Raw genomic sequence first — 286 nt, 5'->3', positions numbered from 1 at the left:
CATCACCGTAAAAATATTCGTCTTATGCCAAGCCAATTCTGCACTGCTAATCGCATACTTGTCTGTCGGCAGCTTTCCACCACCTTTTACAGTTAATACACGCTCTACGGTAGCTACAGATTGCGCTCTTGTTGTGTTTTCCTTTTCTCCTAGCTTGCCTACGCCCAGTCCTGAGATTAAGCCCGACTTCGCAGCCAGATACATCCACTTGTCGTCTTCCTTTGTCTGTAATCCAGTTGCTCGAGCAGCAATACGTGCCATCTCTTGACGGGTTATTGTTTTGTTC

Annotated in this window: 1 pseudogene; it reads right to left on the bottom strand. The window is 46.5% G+C overall.

What is annotated here, in order from left to right:
- A pseudogene (locus CA600_RS30710) lies at positions 1 to 286 on the bottom strand (S-layer homology domain-containing protein); the annotation flags it as partial.

Source organism: Paenibacillus sp. VTT E-133280 (assembly GCF_002264385.1).
In the GTDB taxonomy this organism is placed as follows: Bacteria; Bacillota; Bacilli; order Paenibacillales; family Paenibacillaceae; genus Paenibacillus_AQ; species Paenibacillus_AQ nitricinens.
Note: the sequence above shows the minus strand (reverse complement) of the source record. Positions and strands in the feature narration are given on the sequence as shown.